General features: G+C 67.7%; 7 protein-coding genes. 4 read left to right on the top strand and 3 right to left on the bottom strand.

The features are described from left to right. A partial coding sequence (locus tag VGE49_RS02870; RefSeq protein ID WP_331033078.1) for a dicarboxylate/amino acid:cation symporter occupies positions 1–408 on the top strand: 408 nt, incomplete at its 5' end. A 798-nt stretch (positions 409–1206) separates the two neighbouring features. Then, the gene (locus tag VGE49_RS02865; RefSeq protein WP_331033077.1) at positions 1207–1806 is read left to right on the top strand and encodes a helix-turn-helix transcriptional regulator; all 600 of its coding nucleotides are present in this window, start codon (positions 1207–1209) and stop codon (positions 1804–1806) included. Here the strand turns inward: VGE49_RS02865 and VGE49_RS02860 are convergent. Both VGE49_RS02860 and VGE49_RS02855 read right to left on the bottom strand, forming a co-directional pair. Then, positions 1803–2051: a hypothetical protein gene (locus VGE49_RS02860; RefSeq protein ID WP_331033076.1), complete on the bottom strand. Its 249-nt coding sequence runs from the start codon at positions 2049–2051 to the stop codon at positions 1803–1805. The genes VGE49_RS02865 and VGE49_RS02860 overlap by 4 nt on opposite strands. 90 nt (positions 2052–2141) lie before the next feature. Beyond that, positions 2142–2663, bottom strand: a complete 522-nt coding sequence (locus tag VGE49_RS02855; protein WP_331033075.1) for a hypothetical protein — start codon at positions 2661–2663, stop codon at positions 2142–2144. A 146-nt stretch (positions 2664–2809) separates the two neighbouring features. Between VGE49_RS02855 and VGE49_RS02850 the strand changes: the two genes are divergently transcribed. Further along, positions 2810–4012: a threonine ammonia-lyase gene (locus tag VGE49_RS02850; protein WP_331033074.1), complete on the top strand. Its 1203-nt coding sequence runs from the start codon at positions 2810–2812 to the stop codon at positions 4010–4012. Then, on the top strand, positions 3993–4535 hold the full coding sequence (locus VGE49_RS02845; RefSeq protein ID WP_331033073.1) for an FKBP-type peptidyl-prolyl cis-trans isomerase: 543 nt from the start codon (positions 3993–3995) through the stop codon (positions 4533–4535). The genes VGE49_RS02850 and VGE49_RS02845 overlap by 20 nt, the downstream gene beginning before the upstream one ends. 145 nt (positions 4536–4680) lie before the next feature. Here the strand turns inward: VGE49_RS02845 and queG are convergent. Continuing rightward, positions 4681–5746, bottom strand: a 1066-nt coding sequence (gene queG / locus VGE49_RS02840; RefSeq protein ID WP_331033072.1) for a tRNA epoxyqueuosine(34) reductase QueG, incomplete at its 5' end; no start/stop codon positions are given.

Genomic DNA, 5746 nt, shown 5'->3' with positions numbered 1-5746 from the left:
CGCCGCATCGTCAGCTTCGTCCTGCCGCTGGGCTATTCGTTCAACCTCGACGGCTCGATGCTCTACTGCACCTTCGCCACCATGTTCATCATGCAGGCGCACGGCGTGCACCTCAGCGTCTCGCAGCAGGTCTTCATGCTGTTGCTGCTGATGGTGACGTCCAAGGGCATCGCCGGCATCCCGCGCGCCTCTCTGGTGGTCATCATGGCGACCCTGACCTACTTCGGTCTGCCGGAGGCCTGGATCGCCATCGTCCTGGGCGTCGACCACCTGCTCGACATGGGCCGCTCGGCCACCAACGTGGTCGGCAACTCCGTCGCCGCCGCCGTGGTCGCCAAGTGGGAAGGCGAACTGGACGACATCCCCGAGGGCGGCCCCTCGGACGATCCGGCCAAGGCGCTCGCCTAGGTCTCAGACCTCTCGGGTCAACCGCTGCGCAATCGCCGTCCTGGGGGTCCAGGGCGGCGATTTGTCATTGGGGGCAGGCCTGGCGCTTCGGCGACGACTCCGGTCGTGCGGAACGCTGGGGGGCGTGCTGTTCCGCGTCGAGGCCGTCGCGCCGAAGCGCCCATGTTTGAACGAAAGCGCGATCGTGCTCCCGTCCGGCCCGCCCTTTGCCGCGTCGATCCCGCAAACGCGGTGGTGGCGATCGGCGCGCCAGGGTCTGAATTCTACGCCGCGCGCCGGCAGCGTCCCGGCGGGGCAAGGCTGGTCGGACGCCCTGGGCGAGGCGCGCCGAGAAATCAAAGCAATGTCTTGTCGATCGGCTCCGGAACGCGGTTCGCAACGGCGTCTTGCGGGCGGTCGGCTGTGGGCGTTTTTGAAAAAATTATCCTTTTTCAACATCTTGAGTTGTTAACTTTTTATTAGTAATCACTGTTTCATTTGAATTGCTCCGTTTTTGCTTAAATCTTAAGATTTAATACTAGTTATAGAAAGTAATGCATTCGCAAATGATTGTTTCGGTCTTGTAATAATAGGTATATTTTGTGTCTTGGCGTATCACCAATCTGTGGGATGCGAAGGTGAATATTTTGAGGTATGTTGCCTCGGTTCAGGGTTGAGGTTCGCGTGACGAAAGGGGGCTAACCGGGTCGGACGGGGACGGCCAGAGCTGGGAGGCTTGGTGTGGGACAGGGGTTTGTGGAGGCGGGAAGCTCTCGCGGGCTGACGCAGGAACCGTTCTGGTTTTCATCGGATCGCCGGGTGTCGCATGATCGGCGCCGGCCGATCTCGGTCGCGGATGAGGATGACGAGCCGGGCGCCGCCTGCGGCCGGGCCTTGGCCAACTGGATCGACGGCGAACGGCGCGCCCGTCTGATCGTGACGCGCGACCTTGATGTCCTGTGGCTGAACGAGGCGGCGCGCGCCTTGCGCGACGACGGCGAGGCGTTCGAGGTCTGCGACGGGCGGCTGACGCCGCGGTCGCCCATCATCAGCAGTCTGGTGGCGGCGGCCCGGCCGGAGGAGGCGGGCTGCGCGGTGGTGCCGGGCGAGGGCGGGCGCCACTGGGTGGCCTGGGCGCGCGAGGTCTGCGGACCGCCCGACGTGCTGATCGGCCTGACCCTGCAACGGGCCCGCAGCGAAATCCGCTTTCAAGCCTTGATCGAGAACCACCTGCTGACGCCGTCCGAGGGCCGCATCATCGAAATGCTGCTGGCCGGCGTCGAGACCGGCCGCATCGCCCAGACGCTCGACATCTCGATCGAGACCCTGCGCACCCATCTGAAGCACGCCTATCAGAAGCTGGGCGTGCGCAGCCGCGGCGAACTGTTCGCCGAGGCTCTGAGCTTCATCGGCCCCTAAGGGGCCGGCGTCGAGGCGGCGGGAGGCGATACGCCGGGCGCGGCGTCGGCCGGCTGGACCAGCAGGGGGCCGAGGGCGAAGGCGGCGACGGCCGCGCCCGCCGACAGGGCCAGAACCGCGACGATGACATAGGCGGCGGCCGAGCCCGACCGACGGCGGCGGATGCCGCCTGTCTTGACGCCGCGGATGATCACGAACGGGCGTTGGCTGAAGGCTTCGGAGCCGATGATATTATGCTGGGACAAGAACGCGCTCCCCGACTGTCCAGGAATGGATCAGTTCAGAGAGCGGTCCGATAAGGCCAAAGGATGGCGAACGCCGATCCCCGGCGCCGTTCAACTTCCGAGGGTGACGTTGATCATACGCCCGCCCCGCGTCTGGACGCGCTTCATCACCACCATGATGTCGTCGCCCGCCTTGACCGGCGAGATCAGGAACCAGCTGCCGTCGGGCAGACCGTTGAAGCGGAAGGCGTCATTGGCGCAGGGCTCGGCGCGCTCGAAGGCCCGGTAGTCGGCGCCCTGTTCGCCGGCCGAGCGAGCGCGCACAACGGCGGCGGGGACGGCGGCCCGATCGGTTGAGCCGTAGAGGCGTTGCATCCGGGCGCGAGTGTAGCCGGTGTCGGGGATCAGGCCGACGTTGCCGACGCAGTTGAAGGTCTTGCCGTCCTGGGCGAAGGCGACGCGGCCCTCGATCGAGGCCTGACCGGCGCGAGTCGACCAGGCGAAGGCGTCGGCGCTGAACTCGGTCGAGCCGGCGCTGATCCCGCCGCCCATGGGCGTGGTGGCGCAGGCGCTGAGCGCCAGCCCGCCCGCGAGGGCGGCGGCGAGGGCGAGGGAAGGGCGGCGGTTCGACATGAAGGGGCTCCGAAACTCGTTTCAAGCGCTACCGGCATGGCCCCCCGTGATGCGATGAGTCAAGGTTGCCCGCCGTCGCGGCCTGCGCCACAAGAGCGCCGGAGACCGGGCGCAGAGACCGGCCGAGAAACGTTTTCAGGGACTTCATGACCGTCACCATCGACGACATCCGCGCGGCGCAGTCCCGCATCGCCGGTCAGGTCGACCGCACGCCCGTCCGCTATTCGCGTCGCCTGTCGCAGCTGACCGGCGCCGAGATCTGGATCAAGTTCGACAACCTGCACTTCACCGGCAGCTTCAAGGAGCGTGGGGCCCTGAACCGGCTGCTGCAGCTGACGCCGGACGAGATGAAACGCGGCGTCGTCGCCGCCTCGGCCGGCAACCACGCCCAGGCCCTGGCCTACCACGGCGGCCGCCTCGGCGTGCCCGTGACCATCGTCATGCCCGAGGGCACCCCCTTCGTGAAGGTGGACGGCACCCGCGCCCACGGGGCCAATGTCGTCATCCACGGCCTCGACTTCTCGGCCTCGACCGAGGAGGCCAAGCGGCTTCAGGCCGAGCACGGCTACGTCTTCGTCTCGGCCTTCGACGACGAGGGCATCGTGGCGGGGCAGGGGGTCTGCGGCCTGGAGTTCATCGAGGACGCGCCCGATCTGGACGCCCTGATCATCCCCATCGGCGGCGGCGGTCTGATCGCCGGCAGCGCCATCGCCGCCAAGGCGATCAAGCCGGACATCAAGATCTTCGGCGTCGAGGCGGCCCGCTATCCCTCCTTCACCGCCCGCCGTCGCGGCGAGCCGGCCAGGTGCAGCGGCCAGACCATCGCCGAGGGCATCGCCATCAAGGCCGTGGGGGAAATTCCCTTCGCTTTGGCTGACGCCCTGATCGACGAGGTCTTCGTCTGCGAGGAGGCCGATTTCGAAAAGGGCGTGGCCCTGCTGGCGACGCTGGAGAAGACGGTGGCCGAGGGCGCCGGCGCCGGCGGTCTGGCCGCCATCCTGGCCAATCCGGAACGCTTCAAGGGCATGAAGGTCGGCGTCGAGCTGACCGGCGGCAATATCGACGCCCGCATGCTGGCCGTGGTGCTGAACCGCGAAATGGTCCGCGAGAAGCGCCTGATCGTCTATCGCATCCTGGGCGACGACCGCCCCGGCATGCTGTCGGCCATGGCCGCCGTGATCGGCGGGCTGGGCGGCAACATCATCGACGTCGTGCACAACCGGCTGGCGCTGGACGTGCCGGCCAAGGGGGCGGAGTTCGACATCATGGTCGAGACCCGCGACGCCCGACATGCCGAGGAAATCGGCGAAGCTCTCAAGGAACGTGGCTATGAACTTCGCATGGGCTAAGCCCGCATTTGCCGCGGCGGCCGTCGCCGCCCTGCTGGCTACGGCCGCCTGTAATCGCCAGCCCGCCGCACCCAGCGCCGATCTGGCCAAGAATGCGGAAGAAGCCGCCGCCTTCATGAAGACCAACGCTTCGGCGGAGGGGGTGCAAACCCTGCCGTCGGGCCTGCAGTACAAGGTGGTCGCCAGCGGTCCGGCGGGCGGCGTCCGTCCCGATCGCAACGATCTGGCGCGCGTCGACTATGAAGGCAGCCTGACCGACGGGACGGTCTTCGACAGCTCGTTCAAGCGCGGCTCGCCCGCCGTCTTTTCGCCTGAACAGGTCGTGCCCGGCTGGACCGAGGCCCTGCAACTGATGAAGCCTGGCGACGAGTGGCTGCTCTATGTCCCGCCCGAGCTGGGCTACGGCGAAGCGGGCGGCCCGCCGCTGATCCCCGGCTACGCCGTCCTGGTGTTCCGGTTGAAGCTGCTGGACGTGGCGCCGGTGCCGGGCGGCGGTCGCGGCGTGGGTTCGGCTGACGTCTGAACTTGTTGCCGTCATCCCGGACGGCCGTCAGGCCGATCCGGGACCCAGGCGGTTGCTTCAAGCACGGCCTCGTCCCATCGATCTCAACTGTCTGGGTCCCGGATCTTCGGCTCGCTTCGCAAGCCTTCGTCCGGGATGACGGCGGTTAGAGCCACTCCGATCTAACCGTCTCGTCGGTTTCCGCCGCTAGCCGCTCTTGGCGCAATGCCGCGAACCGCTCGCCATCCAGCCGCGACAGGGCCCAGACCGCCGCCCCGCGCACCACGGGGGCCGGATCGTCCAGCAGGGCCTCGACCGGCGCGATCAACGCGGCGTCGCCGGAGTTCCCCGCCGCATAGAGCACGTTGCGGATGAACCGATCCCGGCCGATCCGCTTGACCGGGCTCTTGGCGAACAGGGCGCGGAAGGCGGGATCGTCGAGCGCCAGCAGGTCGGCCAGCCGCGGCCCCTTCAGACTGTCGCGGGCGTGCAGGCGGGCCTCCGACGCCCCTTGCGCGAACTTGTTCCACGGACAGGCGCCCAGGCAGTCGTCGCAGCCGTAGATGCGCGGCCCCGCCGCGATGCGGAACTCGACCGGCCAGGGTTCGGCATATTCGATCGTGAGGTAGGAGAGGCAGCGCCGGGCGTCGATCTGGAAGGGCGCGGGAAAGGCCTTGGTCGGACAGGCGTCGAGACAGGCGGTGCAGCGCCCGCAATGCTCGGTCTCGGCCTCGTCGGCCTCGATCTCGGCGGCGGTCAGGATGACGCCGAGAAACAGCCAGTTGCCGTGGGTGCGGCTCAACAGATTGGTGTGCTTGCCCTGCCAGCCCAGACCGGCGCGCTGGGCCAGGGGCTTTTCCATCAGGGGGGCGGTGTCGACAAAAACCTTCACCTCCTGCCCCAGCCGCGCCGCCATCTGACCGGCCAGGATCTTCAGCCGCCCCTTGATGACCTCGTGATAGTCGTCGCCGCGCGCATAGACCGAGATATAGCCGGCGGACCTGTCTTCCAGTTCGGGCAGGGGGTCGGCCTCGGGACCGTAGTTCATGCCGAGCACGACGGCGGTCCTGGCCCCGTCCCACATGGCGGTGGGGTGGGCGCGGCGCTCCAGCGTCGTCTCCATCCAGCCCATGTCGCCGTGACGGCCCGCTTCGACAAAGTGGGCCAGCTTCTCGCCCGCGCTCCACGGCTCGCTGGCCGAGGCGAAGCGGCACACGCCGAAGCCCAGTTCG

The organism is Brevundimonas sp., assembly GCF_036405315.1.
In the GTDB taxonomy this organism is placed as follows: Bacteria; Pseudomonadota; Alphaproteobacteria; order Caulobacterales; family Caulobacteraceae; genus Brevundimonas.
Note: the sequence above shows the minus strand (reverse complement) of the source record. Positions and strands in the feature narration are given on the sequence as shown.